The sequence below is a fragment of the Kitasatospora papulosa genome (genome assembly GCF_000717245.1).
In the GTDB taxonomy this organism is placed as follows: Bacteria; Actinomycetota; Actinomycetes; order Streptomycetales; family Streptomycetaceae; genus Streptomyces; species Streptomyces papulosus.
On sequence record NZ_JNYQ01000010.1, the window covers coordinates 111,230 to 125,482 of the forward strand.

General features: G+C 72.1%; 14 protein-coding genes. 8 read left to right on the forward strand and 6 right to left on the reverse strand.

From position 1 onward, the window contains the following. Positions 1 to 110: 110 nt before the first annotated feature. From IA22_RS0123990 to IA22_RS0124000, 3 genes are read right to left on the reverse strand one after another with little or no spacing between them, the layout of a single operon-like run. Positions 111 to 1,049: a DMT family transporter gene (locus IA22_RS0123990; protein WP_014157131.1), complete on the reverse strand. Its 939-nt coding sequence runs from the start codon at positions 1,047 to 1,049 to the stop codon at positions 111 to 113. A gap of 49 nt (positions 1,050 to 1,098) precedes the next feature. Next, positions 1,099 to 1,818 (reverse strand): ArsR/SmtB family transcription factor, encoded by a 720-nt coding sequence (locus IA22_RS0123995; protein WP_014157132.1) that lies wholly within the window; start codon positions 1,816 to 1,818, stop codon positions 1,099 to 1,101. A 14-nt stretch (positions 1,819 to 1,832) separates the two neighbouring features. After that, positions 1,833 to 2,504: a TetR/AcrR family transcriptional regulator gene (locus tag IA22_RS0124000; protein ID WP_033248964.1), complete on the reverse strand. Its 672-nt coding sequence runs from the start codon at positions 2,502 to 2,504 to the stop codon at positions 1,833 to 1,835. Positions 2,505 to 2,569: 65 nt separating this feature from the next. On the opposite strand from IA22_RS0124000, the gene IA22_RS0124005 reads away from it, so the two are divergent. The 3 genes from IA22_RS0124005 to IA22_RS0124015 all read left to right on the forward strand — a co-directional run bounded on the left by IA22_RS0124005 (position 2,570) and on the right by IA22_RS0124015 (position 4,797). Further along, complete coding sequence (locus IA22_RS0124005; protein ID WP_015576540.1) at positions 2,570 to 3,721, forward strand: acyl-CoA dehydrogenase family protein; 1,152 nt, start codon at positions 2,570 to 2,572, stop codon at positions 3,719 to 3,721. Positions 3,722 to 3,799: 78 nt separating this feature from the next. Further along, positions 3,800 to 4,090: a YiaA/YiaB family inner membrane protein gene (locus IA22_RS0124010; RefSeq protein WP_014157135.1), complete on the forward strand. Its 291-nt coding sequence runs from the start codon at positions 3,800 to 3,802 to the stop codon at positions 4,088 to 4,090. 83 nt (positions 4,091 to 4,173) lie between these two features. Continuing rightward, a complete protein-coding gene (locus tag IA22_RS0124015; RefSeq protein WP_030124805.1) occupies positions 4,174 to 4,797 on the forward strand; it encodes a TetR/AcrR family transcriptional regulator in 624 nt (207 codons plus the stop codon). 46 nt (positions 4,798 to 4,843) lie between these two features. Here IA22_RS0124015 and IA22_RS0124020 read toward each other — a convergent pair whose 3' ends face one another. Continuing rightward, positions 4,844 to 5,305, reverse strand: a complete 462-nt coding sequence (locus tag IA22_RS0124020) for a MaoC family dehydratase (RefSeq protein ID WP_030124806.1) — start codon at positions 5,303 to 5,305, stop codon at positions 4,844 to 4,846. A gap of 158 nt (positions 5,306 to 5,463) precedes the next feature. Between IA22_RS0124020 and soxR the strand changes: the two genes are divergently transcribed. Continuing rightward, positions 5,464 to 5,937 (forward strand): redox-sensitive transcriptional activator SoxR, encoded by a 474-nt coding sequence (soxR, locus tag IA22_RS0124025; protein ID WP_014157138.1) that lies wholly within the window; start codon positions 5,464 to 5,466, stop codon positions 5,935 to 5,937. Between the two features lie 91 nt (positions 5,938 to 6,028). Here the strand turns inward: soxR and IA22_RS0124030 are convergent, their stop codons facing one another. Beyond that, a complete protein-coding gene (locus IA22_RS0124030; protein ID WP_030124807.1) occupies positions 6,029 to 6,640 on the reverse strand; it encodes a hypothetical protein in 612 nt (203 codons plus the stop codon). A gap of 221 nt (positions 6,641 to 6,861) precedes the next feature. On the opposite strand from IA22_RS0124030, the gene IA22_RS0124035 reads away from it, so the two are divergent. Continuing rightward, entirely contained in the window at positions 6,862 to 9,690 is a 2,829-nt protein-coding gene (locus IA22_RS0124035) for a penicillin acylase family protein (RefSeq protein WP_030124808.1), read from the forward strand. Positions 9,691 to 9,753: 63 nt separating this feature from the next. Here IA22_RS0124035 and IA22_RS0124040 read toward each other — a convergent pair whose 3' ends face one another. Continuing rightward, on the reverse strand, positions 9,754 to 11,016 hold the full coding sequence (locus tag IA22_RS0124040; RefSeq protein ID WP_015576535.1) for an exo-beta-N-acetylmuramidase NamZ family protein: 1,263 nt from the start codon (positions 11,014 to 11,016) through the stop codon (positions 9,754 to 9,756). A gap of 172 nt (positions 11,017 to 11,188) precedes the next feature. Here IA22_RS0124040 and IA22_RS0124045 point away from each other — a divergent pair, with 172 nt between their 5' ends. From IA22_RS0124045 to IA22_RS0124055, 3 genes are read left to right on the forward strand one after another with little or no spacing between them, the layout of a single operon-like run. Next, positions 11,189 to 11,953, forward strand: a complete 765-nt coding sequence (locus tag IA22_RS0124045; RefSeq protein WP_030124809.1) for an SDR family oxidoreductase — start codon at positions 11,189 to 11,191, stop codon at positions 11,951 to 11,953. Next, positions 11,950 to 13,617, forward strand: a complete 1,668-nt coding sequence (locus IA22_RS0124050; RefSeq protein ID WP_030124810.1) for an AMP-binding protein — start codon at positions 11,950 to 11,952, stop codon at positions 13,615 to 13,617. The genes IA22_RS0124045 and IA22_RS0124050 overlap by 4 nt, the downstream gene beginning before the upstream one ends. 39 nt (positions 13,618 to 13,656) lie before the next feature. Then, the gene (locus IA22_RS0124055) at positions 13,657 to 14,250 is read left to right on the forward strand and encodes a TetR/AcrR family transcriptional regulator (protein WP_014157144.1); all 594 of its coding nucleotides are present in this window, start codon (positions 13,657 to 13,659) and stop codon (positions 14,248 to 14,250) included. The last annotated feature ends 3 nt before the right edge of the window (positions 14,251 to 14,253 follow it).

The following is a 14,253-nucleotide window of genomic DNA, read 5'->3' on the forward strand; positions in this document are numbered from 1 at the left end:
GGCGCGGCGGGGCCGCACGGCACGCGGCCCCGCCACACCGTGCCGCAGGGCAGGGGCCCGCACGTCGTCCCTCCGCGCTGTGGCGGCCGGGGGCCGGGAGGACGAGTGCCTCAGGCGGTGGCGCTCTCCGCCTCCTCCCGTGCCCGGCGCGCCCGGGTACGCGAGACCGCGACCCCGGCCAGGCAGAGCAGCCCGCCCGCGACGGTGAGCAGCGCGGGCACCTCGTCGAGCAGCAGCCACGACATCAGCACCACCAGGGCGGGCACCGCGTACGTCGTCGCGCCCATCCGCCCCGCCGTGGTGCGGGCCAGCGCGTAGGCCCAGGTGGTGAAGGCCAGCGCGGTCGGGAACACCCCGAGATAGACCATGTTCAGGGTGGCGGACACCGGGGCGTCGGCCGCCTCGGAGACCAGCACGCCGGTGAAGGGCAGGCAGGCGAGCGTACCGATCAGGCAGCCGAACGTGGTGATCTGCAGCGGCGATCCGTGCCGCAGCGCCGGCTTCTGGATGACCACCCCGCCCGCGTACGACAGCGCGGCCACCAGGCACAGCACCACACCGAGCACCGACGAGCCGCCGTGCCCGGACATGGAGAGACCGACGACCACGGCGCCCGCGAACGAGATCCCCATGCCCGTCAGGAGGCGGCGCGGCAGTTCCTCGCCGAGCAGCCTGGCGCCCAGCAGCGCCATGAGGATCGGGCCGATGTTGACGATCATGGCGGCCGTGCCCGCGTCGACCTGCTGCTCGCCCCAGTTGAGCACCACCATGTAGAGCCCGAACCAGAGCAGCCCGGAGCCGATGACGCCCGGCCACGCCGCCCGCGACGGCAGGCCCTCCCGGCGCACCAGCAGGATCGCGCCGAGGGTCAGGGTGCCGGCGAGCAGCCGCCCCAGGGCCAGCGCGCCCGGGGAGTACGCCTCACCCGCGCTGCGGATGGACACGAACGCGGAGGCCCACAGGAGGACCGTGATGCAGGCGGCGGCCGGCGCCCGCCAGTTCCGGCCGGTGGCAGGCGCGGCGGGACGCGCCGTCGGAGTGGTCGTCATGGGCCCGACGGTAGGCGGGAGACGCTTCGGCGCCCAACGAATTGACCGCTCACGTCAAGTGTCCGGGCTCGATGCCCAGATGCTGGGACAGGGCGCGCAGCCCTGCGGGGGTCGGGCGTACCGCTCTGCCCGTCCCGACCCGTTCGCACCATCCCGCGTCGAGCATGTGCCGGCACAGGGCGGCGCCCGAGGTCCCGGCCAGGTGCTGCCGCCGCTCGGTCCAGTCGAGGCAGCCGCGGGCCAACGGCCTCCGTGACGTGGTGGCGAGGTCGATGCCGAGGGCGGCGAACCACGCCAGGCCCTCCTCGGTCAGCGCGAATCCGGTGTCCTGCCGCAGCAGTCCGCGCCCGGTCATCGCGTCGGTGACGCGGATGCCGAGCCGCCCGGCCAGATGGTCGTAGCAGGTGCGCCCCCGGGCCAGCGCGTGCCGGAGGCTCGCCTCGCGCAGGGTGCGCGGGGGCGTGGGCGCGCCCGCGTGGGCGTGCGCGGCCAGCTCCTCGACCAGCTGCGCGGTCCGGCCGTCGGCGAGCCGCAGATAGCGGTGGCGGCCCTGGCGTTCCTCCGCGAGGAGTCCGCCGCCCACCAGCCTGCCCAGGTGCTCGCTGGCCGTGGAGGGGGCCACCCCGGCCGCGCGGGCCAGTTCACCGGCGGTCCAGGCCCGCCCGTCGAGCAGGGCCAGGCAGAAGGAGGCGCGGGTCTCGTCGGCGAGCAGGGCCGCCAGCGCGGCGAGCCGTGGCGCGGCCGGATCGTGCGGTGTCGTACGGGCCATGCGTCCAGGATGCGTCAGGCACCGTTCGGCGCGTGCCGAACCGTTCGCCCGGTGGTCCGCTCGTACTGGAGGGCGAGGCCGTCCAGCAGGGCTCGCAGCCCGGTCTCGAAAGCGCCCTCGTCGACCTGCTGACGGCGGTCGGCCAGCAGATGGGCCTGGCCGAGGTGGGGGTAGTCGGCGGGGTCGTACGCCGTCTCGTCGTCGACGAACCCGCGCGCGAAGGAGCCGAGCGCCGAACCGGTGATGAAGTAGCGCATCAGCGCGCCGATGTAGGTGGCCTGGGCGGCCGGCCAGCCGGCCCGGACCATGGCCCCGAAGACGGCGTCGGCCACCCGCAGCCCCGCGGGACGGCGACCGGGCCCCTGCGCGAGCACCGGGACGATGTGCGGGTGGGCGGCGAGCGCCGCGCGGTAGGAGACGGCCCAGTCGTGCAGGGCGGCGGGCCACTCCCGCGGGTCGTCCTCCTCGAACATCGACAGGTCGACCTGGGCGGACACGGCGTCGGCCACCGCGTCGAGGATCTCGTCCTTGTTCCGGAAGTGGTTGTAGAGCGAAGGGCCGCTGACGCCGAGCCCGGCGGCGAGGCGGCGGGTGGAGACGGCGTCGAGCCCTTCGGCGTCGACGAGGGCGCTCGCCGCCTCGACGATGCGGTCTCTGCTGAGGAGGGGCTTGCGCGGTCGGGCCATGCGGCACATAGTAGGGCCTGCAAGCCTAAAACTAGCAGTGCTAATTAAAAGTGGGGTGTCACAGGATGAACCTGGAGCTGAGCGAGGAGCAGGACGCCGTCCGGCAGCTCGCCGAGGACTTCGTCGCACGGGAGATCACCCCGCACGTCGTCGAATGGGATCGTGCCGAGAGTGTCGACAAGGCGATAGTCGAGAAGCTCGGCGCCCTCGGCTTCCTCGGACTGACGATCCCGGAGGAGTACGGCGGCTCCGGAGGCGACCACCTCGCCTACTGCCTGGTCACCGAGGAGCTCGGCCGCGGTGACTCCTCGGTGCGCGGCATCGTGTCCGTCTCGCTCGGCCTGGTCGCCAAGACCATCGCGTCCTGGGGCAGCGAGGAGCAGAAGCGGCAGTGGCTGCCGAAGCTCACCTCGGGCGAGGCCGTCGGCTGCTTCGGCCTCACCGAGCCGGGCACCGGCTCCGACGCGGGGAACCTCGGCACGAAGGCCGTGCGCGACGGCGACGACTACGTCATCAACGGTTCCAAGATGTTCATCACCAACGGGACCTGGGCCGACGTCGTCCTGCTCTTCGCCCGCACCGGTGACACCCCCGGGCACCGGGGCGTCTCCGCCTTCCTGGTGCCGGCCGACGCGCCCGGACTGACCCGGCGCACGATCCACGGCAAGCTCGGACTGCGCGGACAGGCCACCGCCGAGCTGGTGCTCGAGGACGTCCGTGTCCCCGCCTCCACCCTCATGGGGCCCGAGGGCAAGGGCTTCTCCGTCGCCATGTCCGCCCTGGCCAAGGGGCGGATGTCGGTCGCGGCGGGCTGCGTCGGCATCGCCCAGGCCGCGCTGGACGCGGCCGTGCGCTACGCGGGCGAGCGCGAACAGTTCGGCAGGTCCATCGCGAGCTACCAGCTCGTCCAGGAACTCATCAGCGACATCTCCGTGGACGTCGACGCCGCCCGCATGCTGACCTGGCGCGTCGCCGACCTCGTCGACCGCGGCCAGGACTTCGCCACCGCGGCCTCCACGGCCAAGCTCTTCGCCTCCGAGGCCGCGGTCCGGGCCGCCAACAACGCGCTCCAGGTGTTCGGCGGCTACGGCTACATCGACGAGTACCCCGTCGGCAAGCTGGTCAGGGACGCCCGCGTCATGACCCTGTACGAGGGCACCAGCCAGATCCAGAAGCTGATCATCGGCCGGGCGCTGACGGGGGTCTCCGCCTTCTGATCCCGCCGCCACTTCTGAGTACCGGGTGAGTACGCCGGCGGATACCGGCGCACTCCGTCACGCCGGATGCTGTGCGGCATGAGTGAGACAACTTCGGTCAAGCAGCAGGGCACCGCCGCCTTCTACGGACAGGCCGTCCTCTCCTTCGGTGTGGCGATGGGCGCGGTGGCCCTCGGCATCTTCTTCCTCGACGCCGACGGCTGGGTGCGGGCCTTCCTCGCCATCGGCGTCCTCTATCTCGTCACCTCGTGCTTCACCCTCGCCAAGGTCATCAGGGACCGGCAGGAGGCGGGGCAGATCGTCAGCCGCGTCGACCAGGCCAGGCTGGAGAAGATCCTCTCCGAGCACGACCCCTTCCAGAAGCTCTGACGATCTCACCCCACGAGCGCTCTAAGCGCTTGCTCAGGTTCGGGGTATGGTGTTCGTCCTGCGGGCGAAAGGGGCATGTGGCGATGAGCACGGCGGAGGAGACCGACGGCGAGAACACGCCGTGGAGCGAGGTGACGCCCGAAGCGGCCCGGCGACTGCTCGTCGCCGCCGTCGAGGCGTTCGCCGAGCGTGGCTACCACGCGACCACCACCCGTGACATCGCCGGCCGGGCCGGGATGAGCCCCGCCGCGCTGTACATCCACTACAAGACGAAGGAAGAGCTGCTCCACCGGATCAGCCGGATCGGCCACGACCGGGCGCTGCGCCTCCTGGAGACCGCGGCCGACAGCGGTGGCACCCCGTCCGACCGGCTCGCCGACGCCGTCCGCTCCTTCGTCCGCTGGCACGCCGAACGCCACACCACGGCCCGCGTGGTCCAGTACGAACTGGAGGCACTCGGCGACGGGCACCGTGCCGAGATCGTGGCCCTGCGCAGGAAGAGCGACGCCGCGGTGCGCCGGATCATCAGCGAGGGCGTCCGGGCCGGCGAGTTCGACGTCCCCGACGTCCCGGGCACCACGCTCGCCGTGCTGTCGCTGTGCATCGACGTGGCGCGCTGGTTCAACGCGCAGGGCAGCCGGACGCCCGAGGAGGTCGGCACCCTCTACGCGGACCTCGTCCTGCGCATGGTGGGCGCCCAGAAGTGACGCCGGGCGCCCCCGCCGGCCCGGCGCACCGGGACGGCGGCGCGCCTCAGAAGTAGTAGCGCGAGACCGACTCCGCGACGCAGGCCGGCTTGTCGCCGCCCTCGCGCTCGACCGTGACGAGCGCGGTCACCTGGACGCCGCCGCCCGCCTCCTCGACGTTCTTGAGCACGGCCGTGGCGCGCAGCCGGGAGCCCACCGGGACGGTCGAGGGGAAGCGGACCTTGTTGGTCCCGTAGTTGATGCCCATCTTCGCGCCCTCGACCCGCAGGATCTGCGGGACGAGGACCGGCAGCAGCGACAGCGTCAGATAGCCGTGCGCGATCGTCGTGCCGAACGGTCCGGCGGCGGCGCGCTCCGGGTCCACGTGGATCCACTGGTGGTCACCGGTGGCCTCGGCGAACTGGTCGATCCTCTTCTGCTCGATCTCCAGCCAGTCGCTGTGACCGAGTTCCTGGCCCACCCCGTCCCGCAGTTCCTGTGCGGACGTGAAGATCTTCGGCTCTGCCATGTTCGTGGTCCCTGCCTTCCGGGCTGTCGGCCGCCCTGTCCGGGGCGATGTCTAAGCGCTTGCTCAGCATGGTTGGGCCGCGCGCCCCTGTCAACGACGGACCGCGCGGTTTCCGAAGTGGCCGCAGCGGCCGAGGGGCGGCCACTAGGGTTCGGGGAGTGCCGCAGATCCCGCAGTCATACCAAGAACTCACCGTCGGCCAGCTCTCCGCCCGTAGCGGTGCCGCGGTGTCGGCCCTTCACTTCTACGAGTCCAAGGGGCTGATCAGCAGTACCCGCACCAGCGGCAACCAGCGCCGTTACAGCAGGGACGCGCTGCGCCGCGTGGCGTTCGTCAGGGCGGCCCAGCGGGTGGGCATCCCCCTGGCCACCGTCAGGGAGGCGCTGGCCGAGCTCCCGGAGGAGCGCACGCCGAACCGAGAGGACTGGGCCCGGCTCTCCAGGGTGTGGCGCTCGGAGCTCGACGAGCGCATCCAGCAGCTCGGGCGGCTGCGCGACCACCTCACCGACTGCATCGGCTGCGGGTGCCTCTCGCTGGAGACCTGCGTGCTGTCCAACCCGGACGACGTCTTCGGGGACCGGCTGACCGGGTCGCGGCTGATGCCCGAGCGGAAGGCGGCGGACCGCAGCTGAGCGCGCCCCGGCGCCGGCCGGTGCGCCGGGCCCGCCCGCTGTCCGTGACGCGGGCCCGCCGGGCCGTTCCGGCCCGCTTCCGTCCCGCCCGTCAGGCCGCCGACGCCAGTTCCCTCGTCCGCGCCCTCCTCGCCTCGGACAACGCGCCCGGCGTCAGGACGGGCCGGGGGACCACGATGCCGCACCCCGTGCAGACCGGACCCGCCCACGGTTCGCGGTCCAGGTCCTGCCGCCAGACGATGCCGGTCCCCGCGCAGACCGGGCACGCCGCGCCCGGCTCGGCGCCCAGGGCCGAGATGAGCCGCCCCAGGACCTCGCCGAGGGGCGCGCTGGGGTGGACCTCGGGATCCTCGCAGTGCGCGATCCCGTTGCCGCCCCAGATCCGGCGGTGCCAGTCGTCGAACGTTCCGGGCCTCCGCAGCCCGTCGTGCTTCTCACGGCGCCGCCGCTCGGCGAAGCCCGCCTCGTACGCGAGCCAGACGGCCCGCGCCTCCTCCAGTTCCTCCAGCGCCCGGATCAGACGCCCCGGGTCGGGGGCCCTGTCCTCGGGCTCGATCCCGTGCCGGGCGCACAGATGATCCCAGGTCGCCCGGTGACCGTAGGGGGCGAACCGCTCCAGGCATTTGCGCAGCGAGTACCGCCGCAAAGCCATATCGCCCCGTGGATCGCGGACCTGTCTCGCAAGACTCCGGAAACCGGCCATGGCACTGCCACCTCCGTCGCTCGTACTTCGGCGTCAAGGGATGGACGTACGACTGCCCTGTTCGGCTCCATCCAAGGGTGAAATCCGTCCGCGGAATGAGACGGTCCTTGTGAGGGCGTGCGAGGGCGTGTGGCGATTCGGAAAAAGTGACTGATGTTCATCTTACCGACGGGGCCTACCGCCAGTAACCTCCGGCGCATCGGCCACCCGGAGGAGCACGCATGCCCCCACGCACCCGCACGCTCAGAGCCGCCACAGTCGCGGCCGTTCTCGCTCTCGGTACGTCCCTGCTCGCCTCGGTGCCCAGCGCCGGAGCCGCGGAGCCGGAACCCCTCGCCGTCACCGACCACTGCCGCAGTCAGTGTGCCGACATCCTGCCGCCCGGTGAGAACGGCAACGCCACGCTCGTGGAGATCCTCGGCAACAAGGCGTTCGGCACGCACCCCGCGCACAGCGACGACCAGATCGACCGTTACGACGCCCTGGTCGCCGGCCACACCGGCCTCACCGACCAGAAGCTGACCGACTTCTTCAACGACGCCTCCTTCGGGGTCGCCGCCGACCAGGTCGAGTCCACGACGAAGCCGCGCGAGGACGTCACGATCACCCGGGACAAGAAGAGCGGCGTCCCCCACATCAAGGGCACCACCCGCTACGGCACCGAGTTCGGCGCCGGGTACGCCGCCGGGCAGGACCGGCTGTGGCTGATGGACCTCTTCCGGCACATCGGACGCGGTGAGCTGACCTCCTTCGCCGGGGGAGCGCTGGCCAACCAGGGCCTGGAGCAGCAGTTCTGGCCGCAGGCCCCGTACACCGAGGCGGACCTCGAAGCCCAGGTCGAATGGATCAGGACCACCGAGGGCGCGCGGGGCGAGCAGGCGATGGCCGACGCGCAGGCCTACGTCGACGGCATCAACGCCTACCGGGTGAAGTCGAAGAACGGCCGCTACTTCCCGGGTGAGTACGTCCTCACCGGCAAGATCGACTCGATCACGAACGTGGGCGAGATCCAGCCGTTCAAACTCACCGACCTGATCTCGATCGCCTCGGTCGTCGGCGGGCAGTTCGGCGGCGGCGGGGGCGGCGAGGTCCAGGCCGCGCTCTCGCTGCTCGCCGCCCAGCAGAAGTACGGGGTCCAGGAGGGTACCCGGGTCTGGGAGTCCTTCCGCCAGCGCAACGACCCCGAGGCCGTCCTCACCGTCCACGACGGCACCTCGTTCCCGTACGCGGGCAAGCCCGACAGCGCCCGGGGCACCGCCCTCCCGGACGCGGGCTCCGTCACCCCGGAACCCCTGATATACGACCGCACCGGCTCGGCCGGCACCGGCGTGAAGGCACCCGTGAAGGCGCCGGCCGCCCTCGCCCCGCTCCAGGGCATGTACGACGACGGCGTGATCCCCGAGGGCTCGCTGCCCGGATCCGGTGACGGCGCACAGAAGCGCGGGATGTCCAACGCCCTCCTGGTCTCCGGCAAGCACACCGCCAGCGGCAACCCGGTCGCCGTCATGGGCCCCCAGACCGGCTACTTCGCCCCGCAGCTGATGATGCTCCAGGAGCTCCAGGGACCCGGCATCAGCGCCCGAGGCGTCTCCTTCGCGGGCGTCGGCATGTACGTCCAGATGGGCCGCGGCCAGGACTACGCCTGGAGCGCGACCTCCGCGGCCCAGGACATCACCGACACCTACGCGGTCGAGCTGTGCGAACCCGACGGCTCCGCGCCCACCAAGAACTCCACGCACTACCGCGCCGACGGTGCCTGCACGCCCATGGAGAAGCTGGAGCGCAGCAACTCCTGGAAGCCCACCGTCGCCGACTCCACCGCCAAGGGCTCCTACCGGATGCAGGTGTGGCGCACCGACTACGGGATCGTCAGCCACCGCGCCACCGTGGGCGGAAAGCCGGTCGCGTACACCTCGCTGCGCACCACCTACCGGCACGAGGCCGACTCGATCATCGGCTTCCAGATGCTCAACGACCCGGCGGTCGTGACCGACGCGGCCTCCTTCCAGCAGGCGGCGAGCAACATCGACTACGCCTTCAACTGGTTCTACGCCGACTCGCGCACCACGGCCTTCTACAACAGCGGCATGAACCCGGTGCGCGCCGCCGGGGTGGACGCCGCTCTGCCGGTCAAGGCCGAGAAGGCGTACGAGTGGCGGGGCTACGACCCGGCGGCCAACACCACCGACTACACGCCCTTCGCCGAGCACCCGCACTCCAGCGGCCAGGACTACTACATCTCCTGGAACAACCGTCAGGCCAAGGACTACGCGACCGCCGCGTTCGGGTTCGGCGCCGTGCACCGGGGCGACCTGCTCGACGACAGGGTGTCCGCACTGGTGGCGGCGGGCGGGGTGACCCGCGCCTCCCTCACCCGCGCCATGGAGGAGGCGGCCCTCACCGACCTGCGCGGCGAGCAGGTGCTGCCCGAACTCCTGAAGGTGCTGCGCTCCCAGCCGGTCACCGACCCCGCGCTCGACGCGGTGGTCCAGCAGCTCGACTCCTGGCGGGCGGCCGGTGCCCAGCGCAAGGAGACGAGCCCCGGTTCGCACACGTACACGCACGCCGACGCGGTGCGGATCATGGACGCGTGGTGGCCGAAGCTGGTCGAGGCGGAGTTCCGTCCCGGCCTCGGAGACGGCCTCTACACGGCGCTGACCGCGAGCCTGGCCACCGACGAGTCCCCGGCGGCCAGCCACGGACCGAGCGGGGCGCACAGCGGATCAGCGTTCCAGTACGGCTGGTGGGGCTTCGCCGACAAGGACCTGCGCCAGGTCCTCGGCCAGTCCGTCAAGGGGCCGCTGGCGAAGACCTACTGCGGCGGGGGCGACCTGAGCGCCTGCCGTTCCGCCCTTCTCAGCACCCTGAAGGCGGCGGCGGCCGAACCGGCGACCACGGTCTACCCGGGGGACGACAACTGCAAGGCCGGTGAGCAGTGGTGCACGGACACGATCGTGCACCGGCCGCTGGGCGGGATCTCGCAGAAGTCGATCCACTGGCAGAACCGCCCGACCTACCAGCAGGTCGTGGAGTTCCCCTCGCACCGCTGAGTCCGCGCGGCTGCCTCGACCGTCCTGCGGGCCGGGTTCCCCCGGCCCGCAGGACCGCGGCACTCAGCGGTACAGCAGGTGCTCCTTCCGCACCTTCCGGAACGCGGCGAGGTCGGCGGCCCAGGCTCCCACCACCTCGTCCGTGTCCGCTCCCGCGTCGATCATCGTGCGGACCCGGGTGTTGCCCGAGAGCCGGTCGATGGCGTTGTCCGCCCGCCAGGCGAACCCGCTCCACGTCCGCCTGGCCGTGACCAGCAGCGCGATGCCGGTGCGTACGGGGTCGAACGCCTCCCGGTCCTGGACGTGCACCTGCACCCCTCCGACCGTCTTCCCCTGGAACTTGGAGAACGTCGGCGCGAAGTACGCCTCGCGGAAGGCCACTCCGGGCAGATCGAGGGCGTTCGCGGCCGCCGCCCACCGGTGGTCGACGCCCTCCGCGCCCAGCAGTTCGAAGGGCCGCGTCGTGCCCCGGCCCTCGGAGAGGTTCGTCCCCTCGAACAGGCAGGTCCCCGAGTAGACCACCGCCGTCTCCGGCGTCGGCATGTTGGGGCTGGGCGGCACCCACGGCAGCCCCGTGGCGTCGAAGAAGTCCGAACGCCGCCAGCCGGACATCCTGACGACCTCCAGCTCCACCGGACGGTCCGCCAGGAACTCCGCGTTGAAGAGCAGTGCCAGCTCCGCCACCGTCATGCCGTGCGCCTGCGAGATCTCCCGTCGTCCGACGAACGACGCGAAGGCCGGATCGAGCACGGGCCCCAGGGCCGCCCTGCCGGTGACCGGATTCGGCCGGTCCAGGACGACGAAGCGCTTGCCGGCGAGCGCGGCGGCCTCCATGCAGTCGTACAGGGTCCAGATGTACGTGTAGAACCGGGCCCCGGCGTCCTGGATGTCGAAGACCACCGTGTCCACACCGGACGCCGTGAAGATGTCGGCCAGCGGCCGGCCGCTCTTCAGATACGTGTCGTAGACCGGCAGCCCGGTCGCCGGGTCGTCGTACCGCCCCTCCGAACCGCCCGCCTGCGCGGTGCCCCGGAAGCCGTGCTCGGGACCGAAGACCGCGGTCAGGTTCACCCGGTCGTCGGGGTGCATCACGTCGACGATGTGCCGGACGTCGGGGGTGATCCCGGTCGGGTTGGTGACGATGCCGACCTTCTCGCCGGCGAGCAGCCGGTAACCGTCGGCGGCCAGCCGGTCGAAGCCGGTGCGGACCCGGGTGCGCCCGGCTCCGTGGCCGGCGGCAACGGCCGCCCCCGGCCCGGCGGCGGTCGTCGCGAGGGCTCCCATCGCACCGCCGGCAGCCAGCAAACCACGCCTGGACAGGGTCATTCCGCTACCTCCATGATCGCTTCGACTGTCATGGTCACGCACGCTAGCGCGGGTGCGGGCCACACGGAACGGCCACGACGGGGCAGATTCCCAGTCCTGCCCCGAACCCCTTCCCCGATCACATACCGACTGGTTAGTCTGCCGAGGAGGACGGCTGAGAGAGGCGGGATCGATGAGTACGGTGCAGGGCGCTGGAGTAGTGGTGACCGGAGCCGGGGGCGGGATCGGAGCCGCCCTGGCCCGGAGGTTCGCCGCGGAGGGCGCACGGGTCGTCGTCAACGACCTCGACGGCGGCCGGGTCGAGGCGCTCGCCGAGGAGATCGGCGGCCTCGTCGTGGCCGGTGACGCCTCCACCGTCGTGGACGCCGCCCGCGACGCCCTCGGCGGCACGGTGGACGTCTACTGCGCCAACGCCGGCCTCGCGTCGGGCGGGGACGCCTTCGCCGAGGAGGACGTCTGGGCCGCGGCCTGGGACGTCAACGTCATGGCCCACGTGCGCGCGGCCAGGGCGCTGCTGCCGGACTGGCTGGAGCGGGGCAGCGGCCGTTTCGTCTCCACCGCCTCGGCGGCCGGGCTGCTCACGATGATCGGCGCCGCCCCGTACAGCGTCACCAAGCACGGAGCCGTCGCCTTCGCGGAGTGGCTCTCGCTGACCTACCGCCACCGCGGCGTCAAGGTCCACACGATCTGCCCCCAGGGCGTACGGACGGACATGCTCACGGCCGCCGGTTCCGCCGGCGACCTCGTGCTCGCGCCCACCGCGATCGAGCCGGAGGCCGTCGCCGACGCCCTGTTCGACGCCATGGAGCAGGACCGTTTCCTGGTCCTGCCGCACCCCGAGGTGGCCGGCTACCACCGCGCCCGCGCCGAGGACCCCGACCGCTGGCTCGGCAACATGAACCACCTGCAGCAGAAGTGGGAGGGGGCCGGCGCATGACCGACTCGATCTACGCGGCGAAGCCCTGGACCGCCCTGCTCAGCGAGGCCCAGCTGGCCCCCGTGCACCCCGCCGAGACCGTGGTCCACGCCTTCCGCGCGGCCGTCGGGCGGGCCCCCGAGCACACCGCGCTCGCCTACTTCGACGGACGCCTGAGCTACCGCGAGACCGACGAACTGTCCGACTCCGTGGCCGGGCACCTCGCCGCCGAAGGGCTGCGGCGCGGCGACCGCGTCGCCGTCATGCTCCAGAACACCCCGCACTTCGTCCTCGCGCTGCTCGGCGCCTGGAAGGCGGGCGCGACCGTCGTGCCGCTCAACCCGATGTACAGGTCCGGCGAGGTCGGTCACGTACTGAAGGACGCCGAGGTCACCGCGCTGATCTGCTCCGACCGCGCCTGGGACTCCTACCTGCGGGCCACCGCCGAGGCCGCGCCGAGCGTGAGGATCGCCCTCACGGCCTGCGAGCTCGACCTCCAGTCGGCCGACGACCCGCGCGTGCTCGGCTTCGAACGGCTCCCCGCGCCCGGCCCAGGCGACCGGGCCCGCGACCTGGTGACCGTGGCGCGCGCCGGACTCGCCGCACCGGACGGCCGGGAGCTCACCGCCGAGGACACCGCACTCATCAGCTACACCTCCGGGACGAGCGGCACCCCCAAGGGAGCCATGAACTCCCACGGCAACATCATGGTCAACGCGGAGCGGCAGCGGGCCGGCCACCCCGTCGACGAGGGCTCGGCCTACTTCGCGCTCGCCCCGCTCTTCCACATCACCGGCATGGTGTGCCAGCTCGCCGCCTGCGTGGCCAACGCGGGCACCCTGGTCCTCGCCTACCGCTTCGAGGCGAGCGTCGTCCTGGAGGCCTTCGCGGAGCACCGCCCGGCCTACACGGTGGGCCCCTCGACCGCCTTCATGGCGCTGGCGGCGCACCCGGGGGCCACCCGGGAGCACTTCGCCTCCTTCAAGGTCATCTCCTCCGGCGGCGCGCCGCTGCCGCCGGCGCTGGTCGAGAAGTTCCGCGAGGGCTACGGCCCGTACATCCGCAACGGCTACGGGCTCACCGAGTGCACCGCGCCCTGCGCCTCGGTCCCGCCCGAGCACGAGGCGCCCGTCGACCCGGTGTCGGGGACTCTCTCCGTCGGCGTACCCGGACCGGACACCCTGGTCAGGATCATCGACGAGAAGGGCGACGACGTCCCCTTCGGCGAGCGGGGCGAGATCGCGGTACGCGGACCGCAGGTCGTCTCCGGCTACTGGAACCTGCCGGAGGCCACCGAGGCCGCCTTCCCCGACGGGGAACTGCGCACCGGGGACATCGGCTTCATGGACACGGCCGGCTGGCTGTACGTCGTGGACCGCAAGAAGGACATGATCAACGCCTCCGGTTTCAAGGTCTGGCCCCGGGAGGTCGAGGACGTCCTCCACACCCATCCGGCGGTCCGGGAGGCGGCGGTGGTCGGCGTTCCCGACCCCTACCGCGGGGAGACCGTCCGGGCCTACGTCAGCCTGCGGCCGGGCGCCGGGACCGAACCGGGCGAGCTGACCGCGTACTGCAGGGAACGGCTCGCCGCGTACAAGTACCCGCGCGAAGTGGAGATCCTGGCGGAGCTCCCGAAGACGGCGAGTGGGAAGATCCTCAGGCGGGAACTGCGTTCCCCTCGCTAGAACGGTTCACGCACGGTACGAGAGGGCAGGTGGCGGCTCATGGCCAAGGCGACGGACGGGAACGGTGCACCCGTCCCCCAGAGGCTGCTGGCCGCCGCCACCAGGCTCTTCGCGGAGCGCGGCTACGACCGCACCTCCGTCCAGGAGATCGTCGAGGCGGCTGGAGTGACCAAGGGGGCGCTCTACCACTACTTCGGTTCCAAGGAGGATCTCCTCCAGGAGGTCTACGCCCGGGTGCTGCGGCTCCAGCAGGAGCGCCTCGACGCCTTCGCCGACGCCGAGGCGCCGGTCGAGCGGCGGCTGCGTGACGCGGCGGCGGACGTGGTCGTCACCACCATCGAGAACCTCGACGACGCCTCGATCTTCTTCCGCTCGATGCACCACCTGAGCCCGGAGAAGAACAAGCAGGTGCGGATCGAGCGCCGCCGGTACCACGAGCGCTTCCGGGCCCTGATCGAGGAGGGGCAGCAGGCCGGGGTCTTCTCCACGGCCACCCCGGCGGACCTGGTCGTCGACTACCACTTCGGCTCGGTGCACCACCTGTCCACCTGGTACCGCCCCGACGGCCCGCTCAGCCAGCAGGAGGTCGCGGACCACCTGGCCGACCTGCTGCTGAGGGCGCTGCGGCCCTGACGT

Bases quoted from the DNA above. Each gene is read 5' to 3' on its own strand.
- IA22_RS0123990 (WP_014157131.1), bottom strand. From the start codon at position 1,049: ATGACGACCACTCCGACGGCGCGTCCCGCCGCGCCTGCCACCGGCCGG.
- IA22_RS0123995 (WP_014157132.1), bottom strand. From the start codon at position 1,818: ATGGCCCGTACGACACCGCACGATCCGGCCGCGCCACGGCTCGCCGCG.
- IA22_RS0124000 (WP_033248964.1), bottom strand. From the start codon at position 2,504: ATGGCCCGACCGCGCAAGCCCCTCCTCAGCAGAGACCGCATCGTCGAG.
- IA22_RS0124005 (WP_015576540.1), top strand. From the start codon at position 2,570: ATGAACCTGGAGCTGAGCGAGGAGCAGGACGCCGTCCGGCAGCTCGCC.
- IA22_RS0124010 (WP_014157135.1), top strand. From the start codon at position 3,800: ATGAGTGAGACAACTTCGGTCAAGCAGCAGGGCACCGCCGCCTTCTAC.
- IA22_RS0124015 (WP_030124805.1), top strand. From the start codon at position 4,174: ATGAGCACGGCGGAGGAGACCGACGGCGAGAACACGCCGTGGAGCGAG.
- IA22_RS0124020 (WP_030124806.1), bottom strand. From the start codon at position 5,305: ATGGCAGAGCCGAAGATCTTCACGTCCGCACAGGAACTGCGGGACGGG.
- IA22_RS0124030 (WP_030124807.1), bottom strand. From the start codon at position 6,640: ATGGCCGGTTTCCGGAGTCTTGCGAGACAGGTCCGCGATCCACGGGGC.
- IA22_RS0124035 (WP_030124808.1), top strand. From the start codon at position 6,862: ATGCCCCCACGCACCCGCACGCTCAGAGCCGCCACAGTCGCGGCCGTT.
- IA22_RS0124040 (WP_015576535.1), bottom strand. From the start codon at position 11,016: ATGACCCTGTCCAGGCGTGGTTTGCTGGCTGCCGGCGGTGCGATGGGA.
- IA22_RS0124045 (WP_030124809.1), top strand. From the start codon at position 11,189: ATGAGTACGGTGCAGGGCGCTGGAGTAGTGGTGACCGGAGCCGGGGGC.
- IA22_RS0124050 (WP_030124810.1), top strand. From the start codon at position 11,950: ATGACCGACTCGATCTACGCGGCGAAGCCCTGGACCGCCCTGCTCAGC.
- IA22_RS0124055 (WP_014157144.1), top strand. From the start codon at position 13,657: ATGGCCAAGGCGACGGACGGGAACGGTGCACCCGTCCCCCAGAGGCTG.